The sequence below is a fragment of the Georgenia sp. H159 genome (assembly GCF_035607575.1).
In the GTDB taxonomy this organism is placed as follows: Bacteria; Actinomycetota; Actinomycetes; order Actinomycetales; family Actinomycetaceae; genus Oceanitalea.
This window is the reverse complement of record NZ_JAYDZY010000001.1, coordinates 357,688-382,988: the sequence shown is the minus strand read 5'-3', so window position 1 is coordinate 382,988 and position 25,301 is coordinate 357,688. Positions and strand designations below refer to the sequence as shown.

Annotated in this window: 16 protein-coding genes; 6 read left to right on the top strand and 10 right to left on the bottom strand. The window is 71.5% G+C overall.

What is annotated here, in order from left to right; translation table 11 throughout:
- Positions 1–8 precede the first annotated feature (8 nt).
- From VR894_RS01850 to VR894_RS01825, 6 genes are read left to right on the top strand one after another with little or no spacing between them, the layout of a single operon-like run.
- The gene (locus tag VR894_RS01850; protein WP_324649595.1) at positions 9–902 is read left to right on the top strand and encodes a glycosyltransferase; all 894 of its coding nucleotides are present in this window, start codon (positions 9–11) and stop codon (positions 900–902) included.
- A gap of 2 nt (positions 903–904) precedes the next feature.
- Complete coding sequence (locus tag VR894_RS01845; RefSeq protein ID WP_324649594.1) at positions 905–6,004, top strand: kelch repeat-containing protein; 5,100 nt, start codon at positions 905–907, stop codon at positions 6,002–6,004.
- A gap of 52 nt (positions 6,005–6,056) precedes the next feature.
- On the top strand, positions 6,057–7,385 hold the full coding sequence (locus tag VR894_RS01840) for a polysaccharide pyruvyl transferase family protein (protein ID WP_324649593.1): 1,329 nt from the start codon (positions 6,057–6,059) through the stop codon (positions 7,383–7,385).
- Positions 7,382–8,620, top strand: a complete 1,239-nt coding sequence (locus VR894_RS01835) for a Coenzyme F420 hydrogenase/dehydrogenase, beta subunit C-terminal domain (RefSeq protein ID WP_324649592.1) — start codon at positions 7,382–7,384, stop codon at positions 8,618–8,620. The genes VR894_RS01840 and VR894_RS01835 overlap by 4 nt, the downstream gene beginning before the upstream one ends.
- Complete coding sequence (locus tag VR894_RS01830; RefSeq protein ID WP_324649591.1) at positions 8,617–9,462, top strand: glycosyltransferase family 2 protein; 846 nt, start codon at positions 8,617–8,619, stop codon at positions 9,460–9,462. The genes VR894_RS01835 and VR894_RS01830 overlap by 4 nt, the downstream gene beginning before the upstream one ends.
- A gap of 5 nt (positions 9,463–9,467) precedes the next feature.
- Positions 9,468–10,445 carry a glycosyltransferase family 2 protein gene (locus tag VR894_RS01825; protein ID WP_324649590.1) on the top strand — a complete coding sequence of 326 codons (978 nt, stop codon included), beginning with the start codon at positions 9,468–9,470 and terminating at the stop codon, positions 10,443–10,445.
- Here VR894_RS01825 and VR894_RS01820 read toward each other — a convergent pair.
- The 10 genes from VR894_RS01820 to secY all read right to left on the bottom strand — a co-directional run bounded on the left by VR894_RS01820 (position 10,406) and on the right by secY (position 25,209).
- Positions 10,406–12,262 (bottom strand): asparagine synthase-related protein, encoded by a 1,857-nt coding sequence (locus VR894_RS01820; protein ID WP_324649588.1) that lies wholly within the window; start codon positions 12,260–12,262, stop codon positions 10,406–10,408. The genes VR894_RS01825 and VR894_RS01820 overlap by 40 nt on opposite strands.
- Positions 12,252–12,983: an aspartate/glutamate racemase family protein gene (locus VR894_RS01815; protein ID WP_324650036.1), complete on the bottom strand. Its 732-nt coding sequence runs from the start codon at positions 12,981–12,983 to the stop codon at positions 12,252–12,254. The genes VR894_RS01820 and VR894_RS01815 overlap by 11 nt, the downstream gene beginning before the upstream one ends.
- Positions 12,984–13,018: 35 nt before the next feature.
- Positions 13,019–14,473: a lipopolysaccharide biosynthesis protein gene (locus VR894_RS01810; protein WP_324649587.1), complete on the bottom strand. Its 1,455-nt coding sequence runs from the start codon at positions 14,471–14,473 to the stop codon at positions 13,019–13,021.
- A 297-nt stretch (positions 14,474–14,770) separates the two neighbouring features.
- Entirely contained in the window at positions 14,771–16,183 is a 1,413-nt protein-coding gene (locus tag VR894_RS01805) for a hypothetical protein (protein ID WP_324649586.1), read from the bottom strand.
- A 173-nt stretch (positions 16,184–16,356) separates the two neighbouring features.
- Positions 16,357–17,376 (bottom strand): glycosyltransferase, encoded by a 1,020-nt coding sequence (locus tag VR894_RS01800; protein ID WP_324649585.1) that lies wholly within the window; start codon positions 17,374–17,376, stop codon positions 16,357–16,359.
- A gap of 128 nt (positions 17,377–17,504) precedes the next feature.
- Positions 17,505–19,913 carry a LuxR C-terminal-related transcriptional regulator gene (locus VR894_RS01795; protein WP_324649584.1) on the bottom strand — a complete coding sequence of 803 codons (2,409 nt, stop codon included), beginning with the start codon at positions 19,911–19,913 and terminating at the stop codon, positions 17,505–17,507.
- Positions 19,914–20,020: 107 nt separating this feature from the next.
- Positions 20,021–22,390 (bottom strand): LuxR C-terminal-related transcriptional regulator, encoded by a 2,370-nt coding sequence (locus VR894_RS01790; RefSeq protein WP_324649583.1) that lies wholly within the window; start codon positions 22,388–22,390, stop codon positions 20,021–20,023.
- 115 nt (positions 22,391–22,505) lie between these two features.
- Positions 22,506–23,333, bottom strand: a complete 828-nt coding sequence (gene map, locus VR894_RS01785) for a type I methionyl aminopeptidase (RefSeq protein WP_324649582.1) — start codon at positions 23,331–23,333, stop codon at positions 22,506–22,508.
- Positions 23,333–23,908 carry an adenylate kinase gene (locus VR894_RS01780; protein ID WP_324649581.1) on the bottom strand — a complete coding sequence of 192 codons (576 nt, stop codon included), beginning with the start codon at positions 23,906–23,908 and terminating at the stop codon, positions 23,333–23,335. Before VR894_RS01780 ends, map begins: the two co-directional genes overlap by 1 nt.
- Positions 23,905–25,209: a preprotein translocase subunit SecY gene (secY, locus tag VR894_RS01775; protein ID WP_324649580.1), complete on the bottom strand. Its 1,305-nt coding sequence runs from the start codon at positions 25,207–25,209 to the stop codon at positions 23,905–23,907. Before secY ends, VR894_RS01780 begins: the two co-directional genes overlap by 4 nt.
- Positions 25,210–25,301: the final 92 nt, after the last annotated feature.

Below are 25,301 nucleotides of genomic sequence, written 5' to 3'. Positions count from 1 at the left end.
CGGGCGACATGGGCGGTACCGGATCGATCATCATCCCGGCGCACAACGAGGAGTCGGTGATCGGCGCGCTCCTCACGGCCCTCACCGCGGAGCGGACGGACGCGGAGATCGTCGTGGTGGCCAACGGCTGCACGGACGGCACCGCGCGCGCTGCCCGGACGTTCCCCGGCGTCCGGGTCCTCGAGACCCCGGTGCCCTCCAAGATGGGAGCGCTGGCGCTCGGCGACCGCGAGGCCAGCCGGTTCCCCCGCTTCTACGTGGACGCCGACGTCGTGCTGGGGTCCGCCGACCTCCGCGAGCTCGGCGCGGCGCTCCGGCTGCCCGGCGTCCATGCTGCGGGTCCGACGCGCCACCTGGTCATGGACGGCGTGAGCTGGACCGTGCGCGCCTACTACACCGTGTGGAGCCGCCTGCCCGGCGTGGCGACCGAGCTCTACGGCCGCGGGGTCATCGCGGTCGACGAGGTCGGGCACGGCCGGCTGGCCGCCTGGCGCGCCGCCATGTCCGACGACCTCGTCGCGGCCATGAGCTTCGCGCCGGACGAGCTGCGGGTCGTCGACACGGCGCGCGTCCTCATCCGACCGCCGCGGCACTACCGCGACCTGCTCCGCCGTCGCGTCCGGGCGATGACCGGCAACCGACAGCTCACCCGTGACACCGGCGCTCCCGGCCTCCGTGCCTCCCGTACCGGGATCGGCACGCTGGCGACGCTGGCCCGCCGCGAGCCCGCAACCCTCCCGGCGATCGCCGTGTTCCTCGGCACCGCCGTCGTCTCTCGCGCCCGAGCCCGGTGGGCGGTCGCCCGAGGAAACACCGAATGGCTGCGGGACGAGAGCAGCCGGACCGCTCCCACCACCCTCCTCAGCGCGACCTCCATCGCGCGACCCGCACCGGAGCACTGACCATGGCTACCGCCACCACAGGTCGTTGGGCCCTCCTCACCGCACTCACCGCACTGCTCTCCCTCCTGGCAGCGAGCACCCTCCCTGCGTCCGCTGCCGACGACGCACAGATCTCCTTCAGCCTCGACCAGAAGCGGGGCTCTCCCACCCTCCTCGACGGCACCACCGTCGACGGCGTCATCTACCCATTCCTCACCGGTGACACCGGCGTCACCGCGGTGAGCTGGTGGCTCGACGACACCGCGATGACCGGTGACGCGGTCCGCACGGACACGACGTCCCCGTTCGACTTCTCCCCCGGCTCGGTGACCCACGCGTCGGCGCCGTTCGACACGGCGACCCTGCCCGACGGTGACCACACCATCACCGCGCACGTCACCACGGCCGCCGGCGTCATCGTCCGGCACGCGACGTTCGTCTCCGCCAACGACGTCGCGGCCCTGCTCACCACGTCCCCGTCCACCGTCACCCTCGCGGCGACCGTGGGCGGCCCCGCGCCCGGCGCCTCGGTCGACGTCGGCACCTCGGACGGCGTCGCCCGTGCCTTCACCGCGACGAGCACCGCGGACTGGCTGACCGTGGCGCCCGGGGCCACCACGACGCCCGCTCAGGTGTCGTTGACGGCGGCGACCGATCTCGACGTCGGCACGTACCGGACCGCCGTCCTCCTCGAGGCGCCGGGCCTGCCCAGCGCGACCGTCGCGGTGACCCTCACCGTGTCGCCCGCCCCGCTCGAGCAGTTCACCGTCGTGCGCAGCCTCAACGCCAAGCGCACCGGCCCGGTGCCGCTCCACGGCACGGAGGTGTCGGGTGACATCTACCCGTTCCTCGCCCCGGAGACGGACGTCACGAGCACGACGTGGTGGCTCGACGACCCGGCGATGGCCGGTACTCCCGTCCGGACGGACGGTGTCGCGCCGTTCGACTACGGGCCCGGCTCGGTCAAGCACCGGGCGGCACCGTTGGACACGACGACGCTCGCGGACGGCGAGCACACGGTCACCGTGCGCGTGACGACGACCAGCGGCGCGCAGCACGTCGCGACGGCCACCTTCACCACGGCGAACGGCTCGAACGCGCTCGTGTGGGACCCCGCCTCCGTCGTGCTCGAGGCCGCCGAGGGCGGCGGGCCACTGACCCGCGACGTCGCACTCGGCGCGTCCGATCCTGGCACGGTCGTCACGCTGGCCGGCGACGTGCCGTGGCTCTCCGCGCCGTCGTCCGTCACCGCCCCCGGCACTGTCACCGTCACGGCGGACCCGGCAGGCCTGTCCGGGGGCACCCACACCGGGCGTCTCACGGCGACGGCGGAGGGCGCGACGTCCGCGGTGCTCACCGTCTCCCTCGTCGTCGACGCCGCTCCCGGACTCGTCGTCGACCCGGGGGCGCTCACCCTCGAGGCCGTCGCTGACGGGGCCGCCGTCAGCACCCCGCTCGTCGTGTCCGCGGGGGACGGCTCGGCACTGCCCTTCGCCGCCTCGAGCTCGAGCACGTGGCTCACCGTCGACCCGACCACGACCACCACCCCTGCTCAGCTCACCGTGACCGCTGGCCCGGCCGGCCTCGCCCCCGGGGGGCACACGGGAGAGCTCACGCTCTCCTCCGCCGGACTGCCGGACGTCGTCGTGCCCGTGACGCTCACCGTGCGCGACACCTCGACGTTCCAAGTCGTCACCGGCGTGGACGCGAAGCGCACCTCCCCCGAACCCCTCGCCGGCCGGACCGTCAGCGGGGACATCTACGCCTTCCTCGCCCAGACCGACGGCGTGTCCTCCACGTCCTGGTGGTTCGACGACCCGGCGATGACGGGACAGCCGCTGCGGACCGACTCCGCGGCGCCGTTCGACTTCGGCCCCGGGTCCGTCGCCCACGCCGCGGCGCCCTTCGACACGGCCCTGGTGTCCGACGGCGAGCACACGATCACCACCACGGTCCTGACGTCCGACGGAACCACCCACGTCGTCCACACGGCGTTCACCACGGTCAACGACACGAACACACTGACCTTCGACCCGGCCTCGCTGCGCGTCGAGGTGCCCGAGTCCGCCGGGCCGACCGTGCGCCAGGCATCGCTCACCGCGACGACGCCCGGCACCGCGGTCACGGTCGAGGCCACCGCCCCGTGGCTCCGGGTGGCCCCGGCGAGCGCGACGACGCCGACCACCGTCGACGTCACGGTCGACCCCACCGGCCTCACGGCAGGCGTGTGGCACGGCCAGGTCCTCGCCACCGCGCCGGGGGCGTTCACCGCCGCGCTCCCCGTCGAGCTCGTCGTCGGTGACCCGGGCGGCTGTGAGCCCGTCTCCTGCGAGCTCATCAAGGTCGGCACGCCGTACAACCTCGGTTTCCGGTACGAGAGCGGCGGCATCATCGACACCGCCGGGGTCGGCACCGGGTTCACCACCCTCCTCCCGCGCGACGACGGCAGTGAGTACCGACGCAACAACCTCCGGGTCGACCTCGGCGACGGCACGCTCGACATCACCGGGACGCACGGGTCGGTCAAGGAGAACACCCTCGACAACGCGGTCGGCGTCGGTTTTGACGGCCCCACGTCCACCACCGTGCTGTCCACCACGATCGCCGGCACTCCGGCCGCGACCGGCAAGTACGAGCAGGCGGGCCTGTGGTTCGGGTACGACCAGAACCACGTCGACCGGCTGGCGCTCGTCCGCGCACCGCTCGGCTGGCGGGTGGAGCACGTGCTCGAGGTCGACGGTGTCGAGGTCGCGCGCCGGAATTCCCCCTACCTCACCATCCCGACCGACACCCCGGTCGAGCTGCAGCTCCGGCTGGACCCGGGCACCCGCCAGGCCACCGGCTTCTACCGGGTCGGTGACGGCGGCCTGTCACCCCTGATGACCGCGAGCGTCCCCGGGGAGTTCTTCAGCTTCGACGCCGCCGGCATCGACCCGCTCATCGCCACCCGCAGCTTCGGCGGCATCTTCGCCAGCCGCCGGGACGCCACCGTGGCCCCGGTCTTCCGCTTCTCCCAGTTCTCCGTGACGGGCGAGCAGGACCCCTCCGACGTCGCGGACTACCCCTTCGACCGCTACTCGGTGAGCGTCCCGTTCCCGACGTCCATGGCCTTCGCACCTGACGGCAAGCTCTACGTCCAGTCGATGTTCGGCAAGATCCACGCCCTGTCCTTCGCCCCCGACGGGACCGTCTCCGGCCAGGAGGTCATCTCCACCCTGGGCACGCGCCTCGCCCTGGGACTCACCGTCGACCCCGCCTCGACTCCCACCAACGTCATCATCTGGGCCGGGCACTCCTCGCCGTCGGCCGACGCCGGCGAGGCTGACTCCGGCGTCATCTCCCGGCTGTCCGGACCGGGCCTCACCCAGCGCACGGACGTCATCACCGGCCTGCCACGGTCCATCGCCAACCACGGCACCAACGCCATCCAGTTCGGCAGCGACGGCAGGCTGTACATCGCCCAGGGCGGCAACACCGGAGCCGGTGCCCCGAACACGGCGAACACCGAGTTCGGCGAGCGCGGCGAGCAGCCGCTCTCCGCTGCCCTGCTCGTCGCCGACGTCACGGCAGCCGGCTTCGACGGCACCTGCGCACACCCGACCGACATCTACCTCTCCGGGGACTGCGACGTCGACGTCTTCGCGTCCGGCCTGCGCAACACCTACGACGTGGTCGAGCACTCCAACGGCCACCTGTACGGACCGGACAACGGGCTCGGGGTCGTGGGCAGCTACCCGCCCTCTCCCACGGCACCGTGCCCCGGCTTCGGGGACACCCGGTCCTGGCTCCAGGGCGGGAACAACCCAGGTCACCAGAACGACTCCCTCAACCTCCTGGAGGAGGGACGGTACTACGGGTCACCGAACCCGACACGCGGCGAGTGCGTCTTCAAGGACGGCAGCTATCAGGGGGTGGCCCCCCTCCCGAACTACAGCCCGCCGATCGCGGACCTCGGTGCGAACCGGTCCGCGAACGGCATCGTCGAGTTCCAGGGGGACGCCTTCTGCGGGGCGCTCGACCACGACCTGCTCATCACCAACTACTCGGTCGGCGACGACGTCACCGCGGTGACGCTCTCGCCGGACGGCCGGTCTGTCGTCCGCGCGCGCAGCATCGTCGGAGGGTTCACGGACCCGCTGCCGATCGCCCAGGCCCCGGACGGCCGCATCGTGGTCGGCGAGTTCGCCGGGACCGGAGGCAAGGTCACCTTCCTCACCCCGCGCGACATCGGGTGCTGGAGCGAGGAGGCTCCGCTGCCCGTCGAGACTCTCGACGCCGGCGGTACGGCCATCGGGGACGCGCTGTACGTCGTCGGTGGCAAGGGCGCCAGCGGACACTCCAACCGCGTCTACCGGTACGACGCTCCTGCCGGCACGTGGGCGCGCGTCGCCGACCTTCCCGGGCCCGGCGTCGAGAACCCCGCGGTGACGACCGCCGACGGCAAGCTCCTCGTGTTCGGCGGGTCGACCGCGCCGTTCTCCGGTGCCGTCACCTCCGCCTGGTCCTACGACCCGGCCACGAACACGTGGCAGGCGCTCCCCGCCATGCCCACGGCACGCGGAGGCGCGACGGCGCAGGTCGTCGGCGGGGTGGTGCACGTCGTCGGTGGCATGACGAACGACGGTGCGTCCACGGCCGTCGTCGAACGGCTCACCCTCGCCACGGGCACCTGGGCGGCCGCTCCCCCGCTGTCGGTGGCACGTGACAACCCGGGCTCGGCCGTCGTCGACGGCGTCCTGTACGTCTTCGGCGGACGGACCCGCCTGGCCAACGGCCAGTCGCCCGCACCGACCCTCGGCTCGGTCGAGGCACTCGTCGCCGGGACGTGGACGGGCCGTGCGCCGATGCCGACCGCGCGTCGCACGATGGCCACCGGCGTCATCGACGGCACGGTCGTCGTGGTCGGCGGTGAGGCCCGCGCGGACGGTCTGCCCTTCGACGCCACCGAGCTGTACGACCCGGCGACCGACGAGTGGACGTCGCTGCGCCGGGTACCGACCCCTCGGCACGGCGCCGCAGCAGGCGTCATCGACGGACGGCTGCACGTCGTCGGTGGCGGTGAGTTCGCCGGCGCGAGCGCGAGCTCCGTCCACGAGGCCCTCACGTTGCCGACGACGCCGTGAGCACGCACCCGACCGGCGGGACCACCCCGTCGAGCCACCAGGAAGGCAAGGCATGACACACCACACGACCACCGTGACGGACTCGGACCCCGGGACGCCCTCGAGAGGGTCGCGGATCATCCTGGCGGGTGCAGCACTCGACAACGACAACCGCGGGGTCGAGGCACTGGGCACGTCCGTCGTCGCCCACCTCACCCGCTCACCGACGGTGGACCGGGTCAGCGTGCTCGACGACGGCTGGGGCGTCCGACCCGACCACGGCTGGACGCAGGTCGCCACCCGGGTGGAACGCGTCGGGGTGCGCAACTCGCGCCGGTGGCACCGCCGGGAGAGCTGGGCGCGGATCCGCTTCGACCAGGCGCTCGGCGGCCTCGGGAACCCCGTCCTCGGGCGTCTCACGGAGGCGGACGCCGTGGCCGACCTCAGCGGCGGGGACAGCTTCACCGACCTGTACGGCCCCTTCAGGCTCGCGACCATCTGTGCGCCGAAGGAGGCGGCCATCCGAGCAGGACGCCCGCTGGTGCTCCTGCCGCAGACCTTCGGCCCGTTCTCCACCGTCGACGGCCGGCGCCGGGCTGAGCGGATCGTCCGCGCGACGGCGCTGGCCTACTCCCGTGACGAGTGGAGCCACGACCGGCTGCTCGAGCTCGCCGGGCCCGACGTCGACCCGGCACGGCTGAGGAGGGGGGTCGACGTCGCCTTCGGGCTGCGTCCACAGGAGCCCGACGCCGCGATCGTCGCCCGGCTCACCACGCTGGCAGGAGAGCCGGTCGTCGGGGTGAACGTCAGCGGCCTGCTGCGGGACGCGGACGCCGCCCGCCGGTTCGGGCTCGCCGGTGACTACATCGCAACGCTCACTGCAGTGGTGCGGGCCCTCGTGGCTGCCGGGGCCTTCGTCGTGCTCGTCTCGCACGTCCACGGGAGCGACCCGAAGGAGAACGACGCGGCCGCGCTCGACCGGGTCCGCGCGTCCCTGGACGAGCGCGACCGGCAGCGTGTCTGGCGGCTGTCCCCGCGGCTGCGTGCTGCCGAGCTCAAGTGGTGCATCGCGAGGATGGACTGGTTCACCGGTTCCCGCATGCACGCGACGATCGCGGCCCTCAGCTCGGGTGTGCCCACGTTCGGTTACGCGTACAGCGACAAGACGCACGGCGTCTTCGGGACCTGTGGGGTCGCCGACCACGTGACGGACGCACGGTCCGTCACCGGACTGGAGGTCGTGGAGAGGGCGTTGGACTCCTTCGCCGCCCGCGACACGACGAGACGGGCGCTGGCGGCCAACGTCCCGGCCGTCGTCGACCGGGCGCACGGCCAGCTCGACGAGGTCCTCGGCGCCGTCACCGCCTGGCGCGGCTCGGACGCGGTGGGGGTGGTCGCGTGATCGGGCGCCTGCCGCAGTCGATCGAGGAGGTCGTCGCCTCGCACCTGTGCCTCGGGTGCGGGGCATGCGCCCACGTCGCCCCGGACCAGCTGGCGATGCACGACGTCACCGAGGTCGGTCGACGCCCGCTGCCGATCGCCGCCGTCAACGGGCGGGTGGCCGGGGAGGCGCTCGCCGTGTGTCCGGGACGGGAGCTCGCGCACGAGCCCGACGCCCTCACCGGCGCCCCGCTGCGCGGCGAGTGGGGCCCCGTGCTGGCACTGTACGAGTGCTGGTCCACCGACCCCGACGTCCGGTACCGCGGCTCGTCGGGCGGCGTGACGACCACGCTGGCCGCCCATGCCGTCTCCTCCGGCCGGGCGACCGGGGCCCTCCAGGTCCAGGCGGACCCGCTCGACCCGCTGCGCAACGTCACCGTGCGGAACACGACCTACGCGTCGATCACCGGCGCCGCCGGGTCCCGGTACGCACCGGCGAGCCCGTGCGAGCGGCTCGACCTCGTCGAGGAGGCCGACGGCCGGACGGTGTTCGTCGGCAAGCCGTGCGACGTGGCCGCGGTGAGGCGGGTGGCCGCGATCCGGCCCGCACTGCGGGACAAGCTCGACATCACGATCGCCATCTTCTGTGCCGGTACCCCGTCGACGGCGGCGACCGAGATGCTGGTGCGGGAGCTGGGCACCGACCCCGACGACGTCGTGTCCGTGGACTACCGCGGCGAGGGGTGGCCCGGGAGCTTCCGCGTGCGCTCCCGGTCCGGGGACGTCCGGAGCATGTCGTACGCGGAGTCCTGGGGCGGCACCCTGACCAAGCACAGGCAGTGGCGGTGCCTCATCTGCCCCGACCACACGGGCGAGTTCGCCGACCTGTCGGTGGGCGACCCGTGGTACCGCGAGGTCGGACCCGGGGAGGCAGGGCGCTCGCTCGTCGTCGTGCGCACCGAGGCCGGCCGGGACGCGCTTCTCGCGGCGTTGGCGGACGGCTCACTGGCCGGCGGGGAGGTGCCGCTGGACCTGCTCCCTCGGTCGCAGCCCAACCTCGCCGACACCCGGGGTGCGGTGTGGGGACGCGTCCTCACGATGAGGCTCATGGGCCTGGCCGCCCCGAGCTACCGCCGGATGCCCGCCCTGCGGCTCTGGTGGCGCCTCCCGCTGCGCGGGAAGATCACCTCGATCGGTGGCACCTACCGTCGCGCACGACTCCGGGGGCTGCGGCAGCCGGAGGTGAGCTCGGTATGAGCCACCGCGCCGACATCCTCATGATCACCTACCGCAGCGCGGGGTATCTCGACCTCAGCCTGCCGCGTCTGCTCGAGACGCTCGGGGAACGTGACCGCGTGTGGCTGTGGCACAACGGTGACGACGAGGCGACGCTCGAGGCGCTGCGCCCCTTCCTCGCCGACGACCGCGTGCACCGCTTCCACCACAGCCGCGAGAACGTCCGGCTGCGCGAACCGACCAACTGGCTGTGGCAGGAGTCCGCAGCGACCTACGTATCCAAGGTCGACGACGACTGCCGGGTCAGTCCCGGCTGGCTCGACACCTTCGCCGCCGCCCATGAGGACAACCCCGAGCTCGGCGTGGTCGGAAGCTGGCGTCACCCGGAGTCGGACTTCTTCCCCGAGCTCGCCGAACGCAAGATCACCTCACTTGCCGGTGGTCACCGCCTCATGCGGAACCTCTGGGTCCAAGGCAGCGGTTACCTGCTGCGACGAGAGTTGGTTGAGCGACATGACGGCATCCGTGAGGAGGAGTCGTTCACCGGCTACTGCATCCGCATCGCCCGTGCCGGCGCCGTCAACGGCTTCTACTTTCCCTTCGTCCGGGAGGACCACATGGACGACCCTCGTTCCTCCTACACGCTCATCAGGAGCGATGCTGACCTCCGGGAGAGGATGCCTCTCTCCGCCCGCGCGAACGGGGTGACCACCGTGGCGGACTGGACCGCACAGCTCGAGCAGAGTGCCCGGGTGCTCCAGACAGCATCGCTGGACCCGCGGGCATACGCGGGCTGGCGTCGGCGGGTGACGTCCGCACGGAAGCGAGCACGTCGTCTGGTCGGGCGGCCTGCCCGATGGTGAGCGACGTGTCCATCAAGGCGCCACTGCGACCAGCACCGGGCGAGCGCCCGGACGTGCTCATCGCAGTCGTGACGTACAACAGCGCCGGCCTCATCGAGCGTTTCCTCCGCGCTCTTCCCGCCGCCCTCACCGGCGCCGGGACGGCAACGGTCGTCGTCGTGGACAACGACTCGGCCGACGGCACACCCGATCTCGTGCGGACGCTCGCGCCCTGGGTGGACGTCGTCGAGCCGGGTGCGAACCGGGGCTATGGCGCCGGCATCAACGTGGCGCTCCGCCACACACGGGCACGCCGCGGTGTCTACGTGCTGAACCCCGACGCCGTACCCTCGCCTGGGAGCGTGGCGCGTCTCGCCCAGGCGGTTGAGGACCATCCCGACGTCGGTATCGCCGTCCCCCGCATCGTCGACAGGGCCGGACGGTTGAAGTTCTCACTGCGGCGCGAGCCGACCATCCGGCGCGCGCTCGGAGAAGCCGTCCTGGGCGGCCACCGCGCCGCCCGCTTCACCGCGTGGGGAGACATGATCCGCGACGCCGAGTACTACGCGGACGGTGCAAGGGCCGACTGGGCGACAGGCGCGGCGATGTTCCTCGCCCCTCGGACTCTTGACGCGGTCGGGCAGTGGGAGGAGGACTACTTCCTCTACTCCGAGGAGACCGACTACGCCCTGCGGGCACGCGATGTCGGCCTGCACGTCCGACTCGTGGGCGACGCGGACGTCGTCCATCCGGGTGGTGACATGTCGGTGTCACCGTGGCTGTGGAGCCTGGTAGCGGTCAATCGCACCCGCCTGTACCGCAGACGCCATGGCGCCGTCGCCGGGTCGGTCTACTGGCTGATCGTGCTGCTCAACGAGGGCAGCCGTTCACTGCTCGGGCGTCCGACGCACCGGGCCGCCGTTCGAGCGCTGATCCGTGGAGCTCGTGACGTCCCCCGCTCCCCTCAGCCCGCGGCTCCTCTGGCAGCGGCCCGGCGCTCGTAGTCGGAGAGCCACGCACGGGCGGCCGCCACCCGACCCAACGCGAGGGCTGGAACAGTGGGCCGACCGGCACGGACCGCTGCCAGCTCCGCTGCCACGGCGCTCTCGCTGAAGAGAGGGTGGTCGCCCAGCTCGAGAAGCGAGCACAGGCGATCGGCGTACGCCTTGCTCGTTCGCAGCCACACGTCCGCCGGGAACACGGACCGGCGACGATCGCTGCGGTCCGCCGGTCCTGCGATCCCGGTCCGGTCCCGCAACGCCTCCCGGACCATGTGGCTTCCCAACCTGGTGCCCCGCCTCATCGCCGCGATCGGATGCCGGCGCGCTAGCCCCGTGAGCTGTTGCAGGTACGACGTCTCACCCGACCAGTAGACGTGGTTCAGGGCGCGCGGAGGGTTGCCGTCATCACTTCGCGGGATCGCCGCGGTCACCGGGAACATTTCACGGTGGATACGAAGGTACAGGCCACCGTTTCTGCGCTGCGCGGGTGTCAGACGAGCCGTCAGCTCGAGCGAACGAGAGTCCAGGAAGGGTGCCTCGGTCCGCAGACCGGAGCGCCGTAGCGCGTTGGTGAGCATGTTGCCCCAGCGGAACTGGCGGTTGGCCACCTTCCAGTACAGGACGGTGTCGTCACGCCCTTCCAGGTCCCATTCGAAGAGGGACTCCCTCAGTGAGTCCCGAAGGACGCGGTCGACGTCCTCGCCAAGCCCGCTCCCGAGGAATCGGGACACGGTCCGCGCGTCAGCTGCGTACCGTCTCCACTGCCGCTCGAGCACGGCAGCGGGATCGGTGAGGCCCACCGCCTTGTCGTCACCCCACAGCGGTCCACCTGCGAGTCCATTGATCACCGTGCCGGTCATCGCGCGCAACGCGTCCTGGAACCACAGCTCGTACATCTCACTGGGACTGTGCGCCCCGTCGAGGCGGTCGACCGCGCTCAGGCCCCCAGCCAGCATGTCGTCGGAGGTGACGGGGATGCGGACGTGCTGCAGGTGGAGGGCGTCGGCGACCCGGGCGGCCACGACCGGCTCATGGGTCGGCGGGGTGCCGTAGGTGTAGGTCAACGGACGGATCCCGGACTGCACCGCTGCCTCCGCTATCGCACGGCTATCCAGCCCACCGCTCAGTCCCAGCGCGACCGTCCCGGGACCTTCGAGAGCATCGACGACGACCTGTGGCCACCTCGTCCTGAACGCCGCGACGGCCTCGTCGTCGTCGAGAGCCTCGTCGCTCGGGACGAAGATCGGTCGTACGTCGATGAACGGCTGCGACCCGGGTTCCCACCGGAGCCGCCCGCCCGCCGCGAGCATGCGAGCGTCGCGCAGCAGGGTGCGCGTCCCTAGCGGATGGTGCATCGCCAGGTACTCGATCACCCCTCGTTCATCCACGTCCGCCGCGACCCCGAGACTGACGAGTGACGCCAGGTGTGTGGAGATGGCGATGCCGCCCGCCAGAGGTCCCCAGTAGCAGGGGATGAAGCCCACACCGTCCGTGCTGAGCTCTACGCGACCGTCAGGTGCGAGCAGGATGCTGACGTGCCCGCCCTCGGCACCGACGACCCTCGTCGTCCCCGCGGCGGCAAGTCCGCGACGGTTCGTCGCGATGGTCAGCCGCTCACCAGCGGGTGACTGTTCGCAACGGGACAGTGTGCCGGCGTCTGGAGCCGTGGCAACCAGAGCGGCGCAGGCACTCTCGCTCTCCTTGACGGAGCTCCCGACAAAGCCCGGGACCGCCTCGGTGGCATGCATCAGCGCCGCACGTCGCGTCTCGATCGAACCGTGCGAGCGTGAACCGGCGATGACGAGGAGCTCACAGGACATGTGCCACCACCTCGGGCGGCGCCGCTCCGACAGGCCGTGCGAGGCGGACTGTCGCGCTGACCAGAGAGTCCAGTGCGTCGACGTACGGGAGGACCGAGCCGAGTCGAGTCGCGACGAGGGAGAGCTCGGTACATCCCACCAAGACGTACTCGGCGCCACCTTCCTTGAGTGCGTGGACCGCTGACAGGAGCGCGGCGAGTATGGGCTCGGGAGCACCGTCCGCCTTGATCGCGTTGATCGCCGCCATGACCAGCCGCTGCGCATCGCTGTCGGGCGTCGTCAGGTGCAGTCCCAACCGCTCGAACTCGCTCTGGTACAAGCCGGTGGCGGCGGTACCTGTCGTGGCGAGCAGACCGAAGCGCGCGGCACCCGTCCCGGAAGCCGCGAGCGCGCTCTCGCGAAGCATGTGGACGATGGGCACCGGCACACGGTCCTGCAGCCACTGATGGTAGGCGTGCGCCGTGTTGCAGGGGATGCACATGACCTCAGCCCCGATGGACAACAGCCGGTGGGCGCCCTCAAGGAGCAACGGCCGAGGGTCAGGACCGCCGTGCAGGAGAGCGGCGGTCCGGTCGGGGACGGCGGGGTTGGAATCGATGACGACGTGCAGGTGGTCCTGGTCGCGCTCGGCGGGCGTCGCCATGACGATGCGCCGGTAAGCCTCGGCGGTGGCGAGAGGGCCCATCCCACCGAGGATCCCGACTGTGCGTGTCGACGGCATGTCCGTCGTATGGGAGGGGCGCGTCAGCGAGTCAGTCATCCGCCATCACCGCCATCGCGACTGCTGGGGCCTCTCCCACGCTTTCCACGCTTCGCCATCGACACGAGTTCGGCCACCTCGCGTCGCGCACTCGGCCAGATCGCAAGACATGCCCCCCACGACACAAGGGCAGCCGCTCCCACCACGACGAGGGCTGCCAGTGCGGGAAGGTCGGCTGTGAGGGAGCGCGCGACCACGCATGTCAGCAGGACGACGAGCGAGAGGATCGCCGGTCGCACCATCGCACGGAAAGGGTCGCCAAGAGACAGGGGAGTGTCACGGCACGCGAACACGAAGGCGGGGGGGAGGAGGAGGACCTGGCTCACGGCGTAGGACGCGGCGACACCCTCGACACCCCACCGGACACCAATGAGGAAACCACCGACCGTGACGATGCCACTGACCACCGCCCAGCCCGCGTAGGCCCGCCCGCGCCCGGTGCTGGTGTAGATCCAGCCGGTGGTCGTCGACACGAGCTGGACGAAGCCGGCGAGCGCCAAGAGCTGGAAGATGGGGGCGGCTCCGGTCCACTGGTCACCGAGGGTGACGAGGATGATCTCGTGCGCCATGACGGCCATGACGACGACGGTCGGCATCCCTGCGTGGCTCAGGGCACTGACCGCTCGACGGTACGCGTGGCGGTAGCGTGCAGGTTCTGACTGCAGGGCGGCCATCGTGGGCACCATGACGGCCTGGATCGGGGTCTTGAGCTGCCGCAGCGGGAGCATCAGCAAGCCGTAGGCGCGGCTGTACAGTCCCAACGCCCCAGCGTCGAGGGCGCGTCCGATGATGATGTTGTCGCCCTGGCGCGACAGTGTGTGGAACAGGTTGGCGACCGACACATGAGCACCGAAGGCAACCAGCGGGAGTGCGGCGCGTAGCCCCCTCGGCCTGCTCGGCCGCCACGGTACGGCCCACCAGTTGAGTGCTGTGGCCAGGACCACCGTGCTCACACTCTGAACGACGAGAGACCACACCCCCATCCCGAGGAAGGCAGCTGCCACCGCTGCAACACTGGACAGGGCACCGGCTGTGACGTTCCGCAACGAGATCCGACGGAACTGCATCGCGCGGTTGAGAAGTGCACCGTGCTGCACCGACAGTCCGGAGACGATGAACCCGGCACCGAGAGCGGCGCAGATCGGGATGATCGCCGGCTCGCCGTAGAACGCCGCAAGTGGAAATCCCGCCGCCGCGACAATCGCGGCGAGCGCTACGCCGGCCGCCGCGTTGATCCAGAAGAGCGCGTTGACCTCGCTCCACCGCAAGTTCTCACGCTGCACGACCGCTTGACTCAGGCCGAGCTGACGGAACTGTGTGACCAGGACGGTCAGGGTGAGTGCCATCGCCATCAGCCCGAAGTCCTCCGGCGTGAGCAGCCGGGCGAGCACCATCGTGGTGCCGATCTGCAGGGCCGCCGAGAGCCAGTTGCTCAGCAACGTCCAGCTCACACCGCTGGTGACCGTACGCCCGAGGTCTCCGTCGCGAACTGACCGCTCCAGCCACCTGTCGAGCGAAGCGTCGGGTTCGGCGTGCGCTCGGTGTGCCTGGAGCCGCAACACACACCTCCTCGACGCCGACCGACAACGGTCCCCAGCGTGTCCCGCGGAGCGTCGTAAGGCACAGACCGACGACCGGATGACTGCGCGAGAGCAGAGGGGTGAGCGTGGGACCACCGCTCACCCGCTCATGCAGGAGGGCCGCCCCGAGTACTTCGGGACGGCCCTTGCCTGCTGTGCTGGGTACTGCTAGTTCTCGCGGAGGAGCTCGCCGGTCTCATGCCAGACGTTGCCCTCCCAGACATTGCCACGCACACCCTCGTCGAACCCACTGATCGGGCCGTAGCGACCACAGGTGTCGAAGTACTCGGTCGAGAAGTGATTGCCGATGAACTTGATGTTACGGCCGTGGGGGTGCGGCTTGCTGCCGAGGCTGCCGCCGTACGCACAGTACGAGCCGGTCGAGGCAAGGAGGTTGTGCTCGATCAGGTAGCCGTCGACCGTGTTGAAGTCTCCGTACATCGGCAGCGCCGCGGAGCAGCCCTTGCCCTCGCACTTGATGACGTTGTTGACCAGGGCGTTGTTCGTACCGCCGTTGTTGCCGACTCCACCTCGGTGGGCCCCGGAGTTACCGGTCCGGTCGGAGATGATGTAGGAGTTGCTGATCGTCGTGTCATGAACGACCCGCGACGCCCTGCCCACGTTGTGAACGTGACCGTGGTCGAAGGTGTAGCCACAGTCGGGCGAGTAGAGCGGGATGTCGTTCTCGGCCGCCTTGGCGCCGTCGATCTCGACGTACTCGAACCGGACGTTCTCCGGGCACGTCCCGTCGGCACCCTCCTTCACCTGCACCATGTACGTGCCCGTCCCGTTCACGGTGACGTCGCGGACGGTGACGTTGTCGTGCGTCACGGTGAGGCGGCCCTCGACCTCCATCCGCTCGATGACCTGACCGTCGTGCGAGCTCGAGAATCCGTCCGTGACGCTGCGCGTGGGCTCGTGCCGAGGACCGGTCGTCTCCGGCGTCGGCCACGGTCCGTACTCACCGTCGCCGGGCTGCGGCTTCGGGTCAGGCTTCGGCGCGGGCTCCGGCTCCGGCTCCGGCGCGGGCTCCGGCTCGGGCGCGGGCTCCGGGGTCGGCTCCGGGGTCGGCTCCGGCGTGGGCTCGGGGGCGGGCTCCGGCGCGGCCTCCGGACGGTCGCCGGCGTTGAGGCTGAACGCGCGCCCGTCGACCGTGCTGTCCACGACGACGGCCGGGTTGTCCCCGGACGACATGAAGTCGTTGCGGCACCCCTCGAGGGCGACACCCTCGGCGTAGTAGTTGCCGAACGTGATCCCGTTCGTCTTCCCGGGCACCTCGCACTCGACGGTGGAGTCGATGATGCGCGCGTTGTCGACGTCGGAGTCGACGCGGATGCTGTGGAAGCCCCCGTAGGTGACCTTGGTGTTCTTGACCGTGACGTCGTCGGCGCGGATGTAGATGCTGCCGTCGACGTGCCGGCCGTCGACCACGGTCCCAGGCTCGGTGATGGTCAGGCTTCCGGACGGGACCAGGTTGACGCCGTCGGGGACGCCTGCCGTTACTGCTGCTGTGGAGGGCACTGTCATGAGGCTGACGCCGGCGGCGACGGCCAGGCTCGTGAGCGCGTGTGTGACTCGCATCAATTCTCTTCTCATTGCGGACAGCGGTGAGTGCACCGCCGCGGGAATCCGCCCGAACTCCCCACGTGGACCGGCCCATCGTAACCATATCGTTATCAATGGATGACCGGTTTCGCTCCGCTTGAGCTCAGAGACCGGCGAAACCCCTGGCCAGAGCGCCAGGGTGGACCGCCTCACACACCCCCCAGCACGAAGTCGTTCACCCTCTCGGTGCGCGCCACGACCCGCGACATCGCGTCGACCAGATCCACCGCCCGCAGCTCCTCGGGGAGTCGGCGCACGGCCAGTCCCCTGCGGTCGAGCTCGCGGGCGATGAGCTCCTGGTGGTCGTCGACGTGCTCGTCGAAGCTCTGCCTGCGAGGCAGGACAACCGGGCAGCGGCCCGCGTCCAGTGCGGTGAGGCAGGATCCGATGCCGGCGTGCGCGATGACGAGGTCCGCGCGTCCGATCGCCTCGTGCAGCTCGGCCGCCGGGACGTCGACCCGCCCGTCCACCGGCAGCCCAGTGCAGTCGGTGACCCCGACCTGCCACAGGACCTCCGCGTCCGGTGCCAGGACGTCCGGCAGCACCCGGACGATCGCCTCGAGCGCCCGACGGAACCCGTACCGCCTCATCGTGCCGAGCGTCACGACGACCCTCCTGGCCTGCACCGTGGGACGGTCCGCGGTGACCTCGTACCCGTCGAACAGCGACCCGCGGTACTGCCACCGCCCGCCGGCCCACCCCGGGTACTGGCTGTAGGTCCGGGTGCCGGGGACCCTGGAGACGATCCGCCCCGTCAGGCTCGGTCCGTCCGCGCGCGCTGCGCTCTCGACGTAGTGGGTGCGTATCCCGAGCGTGCGGGCGACCGGCAGGAAGGCGAGCGCGATACCCGAGCCCGTGCTGACGACGCAGTCGTAGTGCCCCCTGCGCAGGATCCGGCGCGCCTCGGGGACGGCCCGCAGCACCTGTCCGTATCCCCTCGGCGGGATGTAGGGCACGTGGTGGACGGTCTCGCCGCTGAGCAGCGACCGCGACTGTGCCTCGTCGAACGTCGCCCACTCCACGTCGTCGAGCTGTGGCCGGAACCTCAGCCGCAACCGCCAGAGCTGTTCCAGGTGCCCGCCGGTGGACGCGACGAGGAGCGCGCGCCCGAGGCGCGACGAGTGCAGGTGTGTCGGCTCAGGCGCCGACGCGAAGCTGGTCGAGCTCACGAGGACCTCCCCCTGGGATGCTCGTGCCAGCCCATCATCCGGGTGCCCTCGCCGAGGTGCGTCAGCGGGTGATCGGCACCCGAATCGGGTGCCGACCGAGGATGACGGGGTGAGCCGCGCCGGCCCCGTCAGGACTCGTCGAAGAGAGACAGCTCCCGGGCACGCTCCAGCGCGTGGGTCCGGTCCGAGACCCCGAGCTTGCGGTAGATCCGACGGACGTGGGTCTTGACCGTGGACTCCGACAGGTACAGGCGCCGGCCGATGTGCGCCAGCGGCGATCCCTTGCGCAGCTCGCGGAGGACCCGCAGCTCCGCGGCACTGAGCTGGCCGGCCTGCAGCGGTTCCGGGAAGACGGTGTCCGTGCCGGCGAGTGGCGGCCGGTCGAGGAACACACGGGCCAGCGACCCCTGCTGGGCAATGGCCTCCAGATCGGCACGGGGCACGGTGAGGAACGGGCTGCGGAGCTCGGTGTCGGCGGCGATACCCACGGCCGTGGCCAGCTGGTCGACCGCGACGTCGTGGTGACCGGCGCGCCAGGACGCGCAGGCCAGGATGAGGAGCAGCTCCAGTCCCACCCGAGGGCGTGCGCCGGCGAAGGATGCCGCATCCTCCGTGAGGCGGATGGCCTCGGCGTAGGCACCGACGTAGAAGGCGTGCCGAGCCCGGGTGGCGAGTGTCCACGCGCCGCCAGCGTCCGTGGCGGCGAGCAGCGCCCCGGCACGGTCGATGCGGCCCTCGGCGAGCGCGAGGTCCACCTGCAGTGCCGCGACGGAGGCACGGACGACCTCCTCCTGCTCGTCGTCGTGGTCGGCGGCGTGCCGCTGGAGCTTGATGCGCGCGTGCTCGAGGCGGCCGTGGAGGATGTCGGCGAAGCCCGCCGCCACCTGGCTGAGCAGGAGGAGCGGTCGCAGACCGTGCTCGACGCTCGCCGGCGCGACCTCCGGCCACGTCACGTCATCGAGCCTCAGCGCTGCGAGCATGGTGTCCGTCAGGGGTCGCGCGACCGCCTCGAGGGCGGACGGGGCGGCTGCGCAGCGCGACGCGTACTGGATCCAGGCGTCCGCCGCCTGGGTGTGACCGAGCAGGGCCATCGCCAGGGCGGTCCCGCTCGCCGCCTCCCGGGCGGCGACCTCGTCGTCCCGGCGCATGGCCTCCTGGCAGGCCAGCGCGAACCCGTACGCGGCGCCCACACCGTCGTTGTCGTAGAGCATCGACAGTCCCCACTGCGTGAGCAGCTCCGGCACGGCCCGCTCGACCTCCGCCGGGCGCCGTGGGACCGCACCACCGGGCGTGCCATCGAGGCCTCCGAGCAGGATCTCCGGCGCGCCGTAGGTCGGCGTGCCGTCGAAGCGCAGCGCCAGGCGCTGCGTCGTGGTCAGCGAGCTGACCAGGATCCTGCCACCGGGCCGGAGGAGCCCCTCACGGAGGGCGGCCTCCGCCTGTGACGCCGCGCCGCTGTCCAGCACGTAGTCACGGGCCACGATGAGTCGCGGGCTCGCCGCGACCATCTCCGCCGGCAGCGCCCGGACCGCGGCGTTGACCTGCGCGGCGTGCCGCCGCAGCAGCTCGGCCCAGTTCTCCTCGAGGATCGTCAGCACGAGCGGCCACGCCTTCGCGCGCAGGGCGTAGGTGAGCGCCTCGGCGGGCTCGCGCTGCTCCCGGCGCCGCCTGCTCAGGCGCTCGTTGAGCTCGCGGTACCGCTCGGCATGCTTGGCGACGAAGTTCTCCAGCAGGGCCTGCCGCATGCCCGCCGGGTAGCCGGCCGTCCCGTTCGACCGCACCATGGTGAAGGACTCGGCGAGCACGACCTCGGCGGCGGAGCGCTGCTCGGGGCGGTCGAGGAGCACACCAAGATCATCGGGGCGCAGACGCTCGGGCACGGCCAGGGCGGTCACGACGTCCCACCACTGCTCGTGCTCGGCGTCGGCGAGGATGAGCGCGACGTACCGGGACACTCCGGCGGGGTCCGTCACCAGCCGCCCGTCGGCCGCGCGGCGTGAGTCCAGGAGCGCAGCGCGGACGAGCGCCGGCCAGCCGGCGTACTCCCCGACCACCCGGCTGACCTCCTCCTCCGTCACGTCCAGCCCGAGTCGCGAGGCGAGCAGACCTGCCCCGACGGTCGTCATGAGCAGCTCGGGAACCCCGAGCACGGCGGCGTCCACCGTGGCCGGCCCGATGCTCACGATCGGACGCTCGACCCGCGAGATGACGACGAGGTGGAGCAGGTCGTGAGCCTGGGTGAGCTCGACCAGCTCGGTGTCGACTGCCGGCTCGAGGTGGTGCAGGCCGTCGATGACGATGACCAGACGGCGGGTGAGCGTGCGCAGGGCCCCGTCGACCGAGGCGCGCCCGGGACTCTCGTCCGCGGCCGCGAGGCCCGCGGCGACGAGCGCGTCGTGCATCGCGCGCCAGAGGTCGGTCTGCGTGGTCGGCCTCGAGAGCGTGAGCCACGCGGCGGATCGGTCGTCCAGCTGGCCGCTGCGCAACCAGTACGCCACGGTGCTGGACTTGCCGAAACCGCGAGGTGCGCGCAGCACGACGAGAGGTGGCAGGTGGCGGACGACTGCTTCAGCGGCCGGCGTCGGACAGAAGACGCTGGGGACACGCGGCAGCCGGCTGCGGTGGCTTCCGCGCTCCCACACGTCTACCGCCGCTCCGTGATGAGGCCACGGCTGAGCACCAGTGCCTCGTCACGACTCGACGCACCGAGCTTGCGGTAGACGTGCCTCAGGTGGGTCTTGGCCGTGTTGACGGACATCCCGAGCGCTGCGGCCACCCCGGCGGGACCGGAGTTGTCGTGCAGCGCGGCAAGCACCTGCAGCTCCCTCGTGCTCAGCTCGTCGGTCGCGGGCGCGGTGACCTTGGACGCCTGCGACTGCGGCGCCGCGACGGTGGACGGCAGCGGCCGCAGCGCGAGCAGCTCGAGGTCCTGCCCGGCAAGGGCACCGAACACGTCCGGCGGGATGAGGGCGAAGGGGCGTCGCTGACCGGTCTCGTGGGCGATCCGCACGCCCCGTGCGAAGCGACGCCGCGCCGCCGTGCGCTGCCCGAGGCGGTACAGCGCCGCGGCGATGATGAGCTCGCTGAGCAGCCGGCTGCGGGCCGTCATCCGCCGGTCGGCGAGCCCCCGCTCCGCGACGTCGATCGCCTCCTGCTCCCGGCCCCGGGCGTGGAGCAGGTAGGCGCGGGTGGAGGTGGAGACGAAGGTGTCGGCGAGCCGGTCGAGCACCTGCTCCGCGACGTCGACCATGCCGCCGGCGACGAGCAGCTCGACCAGCTGGGTCGCCAGGGTCGACTCCGCGATCCCACCCGGCTGGAGGTGGCGCAGCGCCGCCCGGAGCTGCCCGACGGCGCGGGCCTGGTCCTCCTCGTCGCCGTAGACGGAGGCGTAGGTGGCGCGTGCGCTGACCGCCAGGGCCCACAGCTCGTCGCGCCGCGGCGGCTCGACGACCGCGGCGATGGCGTCGTGCACCTCGGGGCGCATGCCGTCCGCCGCGGCGATCGCCCGCATGATCCGGCCGCCCACCCGGACCAGCGTGCTGACGTCGTCGTCGTCCCCGCCGGAGACGACGTCGGCGAGCTCGGGGTCCTCGAACAGGCGCAGCGCGAGGTTCACCTCACCGTGCACGGTCTTGGCCGTGAGCATCCCGCCGATGCCGAGCAGGCGGGCCGTGCGGTCGTCCTCGGCGATGCCGTGGTCACGCACCCGTTCGAAGGCGTACGCCGCTGCCTCGTTCTCGCCCGCGAAGATGGCCGCGACCCCGGACTGCACGAGCACGAGGACCTCGTCGGTGGTCTCCCTCATCTCCTGCCAGCGCTGCCGCACAGCGGCGTCCACGAAGTGCGCCCCGGTCAGTGCCCAGCCGGTCTCGCCGGAGCCGGGTGTGGGGGCCATGCGCGGCAGGTGGCGCCGGACGACCTGCAGCCGCGGGTCGGCGTCGGCGAACTCCCGCGGGAACAGCATCGCGATCTCGACGAGGCTCTGCGGGTGGCGCGTGACGAGGGTCGTCCACTCCTCCTCGATGATCCGCAGGGCGGTGTCCCACTCCTTCGCGCGCACGGCGTGGCCCAGCACGCCGACCGGTCCCTCCTCCTGGGCGGCGAGAGCCATCAGGGCGATGTGGACCTCCCGTTCGATCTCGGGACGCAGCTCGCCCGTCACGCGCCGCAGCGCCTCCCGGATCGCCGGCGGGTAGGAGTAGCGCAGGCCGTCGACCGTCTCCCGCTCCCGCAGCAGCCCTCCCAGCCGGAGGTTGCGCAGCTCCCGGATCGCAGTGCCGTCCGGGACGATCGCGCGGGCGGCGGAGACGGAGAACTCCTCGGGGACGGCCGTCCGCATGAGGAACTCCCGCAGCGCGGGCGAGCGCACGTCCGCGAGCAGCGCCTGGATGTACCCGTCCACCGTCCCTGCCTCGACCGTGGCCTCCCTTCCGCCGACCGAGGCGGTGGCGATGCACGTGCGCACGGCAGCTGGCCAGCCCCCGAGCTCGACGACGAGGTTGCTCGCGTGGTCCTCCGTCATGCCGACCCCGTGCTGCGCCGCGAGTGCCATGACGTCCTCCGCCCGCATGGCGAGGTCCGTGGGTCGCAGCACGGTGAGGTCGACCGACAGCGCGCCCGTCGTCTCCAGCGAGCGCAGTGCCCGGGTGGCGACGACGAGCTCGATGGCCGGGCTCGTACGGACGAGCTCGAGGAGGTCCTCGTCGACCTCCGCCCGTCCCTCGAGGTGACCGGCCTCGTGGAAGTTGTCGATGATGACCCGCAGCGGCTCCGCGCGGCGCAGCAGCGCCCGCAGGACGGAGTCGCGTTCCGGGTCGCCGCTCTGTACGGCGTCCTGGTCGACGGTGACCCCGGCCGCGACCAGGGCGTCGTGCAGCGTGAGCCAGAACCCGGACGCCAGCCGCGCCTCGGCGTCGAGCGGGACGTAGACGGCGGGGACGCCGTCGTCCTCGCGGGAGGTCAGCCACTCGACGAGCGCGGTGGTCTTCCCGAAGCCGCGTGGGCCGCGGAGCACGGTGAGAGGGGCGCGTGACTCGAGCGCAGCGAGCACACGCGGCGCGACGTGAGCGCTCCTGCTGGCGCGCGGAAGTGGCCCCTGCACCCGCCGCCCCAGGCCACCCATGCTCATATCATGACAGAGGGGCGATGAGCACGTTCCTGCTTTCGAGCTCGGCCGCGCCACCGTCCGGTGCCGTGAGGACCCAGATGCCCTCGTCCGTGAGTGCCACGGTGTGCTCCCAGTGGGCGGCGCGGGCACCGTCGGCGGTGACGACGGTCCAGTCGTCGGCGAGCACGGTCGTCTCGATGGTGCCGCGGGTGAGCATCGGCTCCACCGCGAGACACATCCCGGGACGCAGGCGCACTCCGCGCCGCGCGGCGCGGTAGTTCAGCACGTCCGGCGGCTGGTGCATGGCCGACCCGATGCCGTGGCCGACGTAGTCCTCGACGACGGCGAGCGGTTCGTAGCCGGCCGCTGCGTGAGCCGCGACGGCGTCCTCGACGGCCGCGCCGACGACGTCGATGCGCCCACCGCCGGCGAGGGCCGCGATCGCGTCCCACATCGCCCTGCGGGTCGTCTCGCTCAGCGCCAGGTCCTGGGGGTCGGCCGCGCCGAGCACCATGGTGAACGCCGCGTCGCCGTGCCAGCCGTCCACGACGGCGCCGCAGTCGAAGGAGACGACGTCCCCGTCCGCGAGGACCCGGTCCCCCGGGATCCCGTGGACCACCTCCTCGTTGACAGAGATGCACACGTGCGCCGGGTAGCCGTGGTAGCCGAGGAAGTTCGATCGCGCGCCCGCACGGTCCAGGACCTCACGGGCGACGTCGTCGAGCTCGGCGGTGGTCACCCCGGGGGCGGCCGCGTCACGCAGCGCCCCGTGGATGTCGGCGACGACGAGGCCGGCGCGACGCATGACCCGGACCTGGTCCGGCGTCTTGTACTCGATGCGCTCGCGCATCAGCCCGCGTTCAGCGCGGCCAGCAGCCGCTCGGTGACCTCCTCGACGGCACCGATCCCGTCGACCCGCACGAGCAGTCCGCGGCCGGCGTAGTGGTCCGCGAGCGGGGCCGTCTGCTCGTGGTAGACCTCGAGACGACGGCGGATGACCACGTCGGTGTCGTCCGCGCGGCCCTGCTCCGCCGCTCGGCCGAGCAGCCGCTCGACCACGACCTCGTCGTCGGCCGTGAGCTCGACGACCGCGTCGAGCTCCAGACCGCTCGCGGCGAGCATCGTGTCCAGCTCACGGACCTGGTCCAGCGTGCGCGGGTACCCGTCCAGCAGGAAGCCCTCCGCGGCGTCCTCACGGGCGAGCCGGTCGCGGACCATGTCGTTGGTGATCTCGTCGGGGACGTACTCCCCCGCGTCCATGTACCGCTGCGCCCGCTGGCCGAGCTCGGTGCGCTCGGCGACGTTGCTGCGGAAGATGTCCCCCGTCGAGATGGCCGGGATCCCCAGCTCCGCGCTCAGTCGCGCGGCCTGGGTGCCCTTGCCCGCTCCGGGGGGCCCGAGGAGGACGAGACGACGGCCGGTCATCGCAGGAACCCTTCGTAGTGACGCTGCTGGAGCTGGGAGTCGATCTCCTTGACGGTCTGCAGCCCGACACCGACGACGATGAGGATCGAGGTGCCGCCGAGCGCGAAACCGACGGAGTCGTCGAGGTTGAGCGCCGCGAAGACGATGACCGGGAAGATCGCGACGAGCGCGAGGTACAGCGCACCGGCGGTCGTGATCCGGGAGATGACGTACTGGAGGTACTCCGCCGTCGGGCGCCCGGCCCGGATTCCCGGGATGAAGCCGCCGTAGCGCTTCATGTTGTCCGCGACGTCGTCGGGGTTGAACGTGATCGAGGTGTAGAAGAAGGCGAAGAACAGGACGAGGAAGAAGTAGATCACCATGTACAGCGGCGCCGACGGGGAGAGCAGGTTGAGCGAGATCCACTGCACCCAGCCCTCGGTCTGGTCACCGAACTGCGCGAACAGGCCCGGCAGCGCCAGCAGCGACGAGGCGAAGATGACCGGGATGACGCCCGCCATGTTGATCTTGATCGGGATGTAGGTGCTCGACCCGCCGTACATGCGGCGCCCGACCATCCGCTTCGCGTACTGGACCGGCACGCGCCGCTGGGACTGCTCGACGAAGACGACGAGCAGCGTGATGACGAGGAGCAGCGCGACGACGATCGTCACGTTCGCGACGCCGTTGGCGGCGCCGCCGACGGACCACAGCGCCGAGGGGAAGCCCGCCGCGATCGAGGTGAAGATGAGCAGCGACATGCCGTTGCCGACACCGCGCTCGGTGATGAGCTCACCCAGCCACATGATGAGGCCGGTGCCGGCCGTCATCGTGATGATCATGAGGACGATCGTCATCGCCGAGTCGTTCGGGATGAGCGGCACGGGGCAGCCGGGGATGAGGTTCCCGCTGCGGGCCATCGTGATCATCGTCGTCGACTGCAGGACGGCGAGGAAGATCGTGAGGTAGCGCGTGTACTGCGTGAGCTTGGCCTGGCCCTGCTGGCCCTCCTTCTGGAGCGCCTCGAAGCGCGGGATGACCACGCGCAGCAGCTGGGTGATGATGCTCGCGGTGATGTAGGGCATGATGCCCAGCGCGAAGATCGACAGCTGGAGCAGGGCCCCGCCGGAGAACAGGTTGACGAGGCCGAGGAGGTCGTTCGTGCTCCCGACGGCCTCGAGGCACTGCTGCACGTTCGGGTAGGAGACCCCCGGGGTGGGGATCACGGACCCGAGGCGGAAGATCGCCATGATCCCCAGCGTGAAGAGCAGCTTGCGCCGCAGGTCCGGCGTGCGGAACGCCTGGGCGAATGCGCTGAGCAATCTTCCTCCTGGATGCTTCTTCGTGACGACGCCGGGCGACTGCGGCCCGCGCCGGGACCGCCACGTACTGTACCTTCTCGCGCCCCACCTTT